The sequence below is a fragment of the Cryobacterium sp. TMT2-4 genome (assembly GCF_004402575.1).
Taxonomy (GTDB): domain Bacteria; phylum Actinomycetota; class Actinomycetes; order Actinomycetales; family Microbacteriaceae; genus Cryobacterium; species Cryobacterium sandaracinum.
Window position 1 is genome coordinate 1 of record NZ_SOGE01000036.1, and the last position, 1,034, is coordinate 1,034.

Here is a 1,034-nt window from a genome sequence, read left to right on the forward strand (position 1 = left end):
TGTTGTTCCCACACAGGTTGTGAGCGTGGCGTGAGCTAAAAAGGTGAGGACCTCCGGTATCGATTGGGTTACCACACTCAACACGATGCAACGGAGGCCCTCATCTCTTACGTTACTCATGCCAACGCCCCGCTGACCCCGGGAGGCCGGCTGAAGCTGGTTCAGCTCGTCGTGAACGACGGCTGGGCTCAAGCCCGGGTCGCCGAACGGCTCCAGGTCTCTCGCGCGACCGTGGCCAAATGGGTTACCCGGTACCGGGCTCAGGGTGGTGCCGGGCTCGTCGACCGGTCGTCGCGCCCGCACTTCTCCCCGAACCAATGTGCCCGGCGCACCGAACGGCGAATCATCGCGCTGCGCTTCACGAGGCGGTGGGGGCCGCACCGCATCGGCTACCACCTGAGGCTGCCGCAATCGACGGTCTCGAAGGTCCTCAACCGGTACCGGATGCCGTTGCTGGGCCATCTAGACCAGAACACGGGCCTGCCGGTGCGCAAACCCAAACCGATTCGGTACGAGAAGAAAACCCCAGGCGAGCTGGTGCACGTTGACGTGAAGAAACTTGGTCGCATCCCCGACGGCGGCGGCCACCGCACTCTCGGCCGCCAAGCCGCCAAGCCGGCAAACGCAACCGTCAGGCAGGCGTAGGCCACTCATTTCTGCACTCCGCGATCGACGATTATTCCCGGCTGGTCTATTCAGAGATCTTGACCGATGAGAAGAAGGAAACCGCGGCCGGCTTCTGGGGCCGCGCGAACGCGTTCTACGCGACCCACGACATCACTGTGCTGCGCGTCATGACCGACAACGGCTCCTGCTACCGGTCGAAGTTCTTCAACGACGCTCTGAGCGACATTACGCACAAGTTCACCCGGCCCTACCGACCCCAAACCAACGGAAAGATCGAACGATTCCACCGCACCCTCGCCGCGGAATGGGCTTACGCCCACCACTACAACTCAGACGCCGCCCGAGCAGCCACCTACCAAGACTGGATCCATAGCTACAATCACCACAGACCCCATACCGGCATCGGC

General features: G+C 62.8%; 1 pseudogene. It reads left to right on the forward strand.

Going from position 1 to position 1,034, the window contains the following annotated elements:
- Positions 1-102 precede the first annotated feature (102 nt).
- Positions 103-1,034, forward strand: a pseudogene (locus E3O54_RS12770) (IS481 family transposase); the annotation flags it as partial.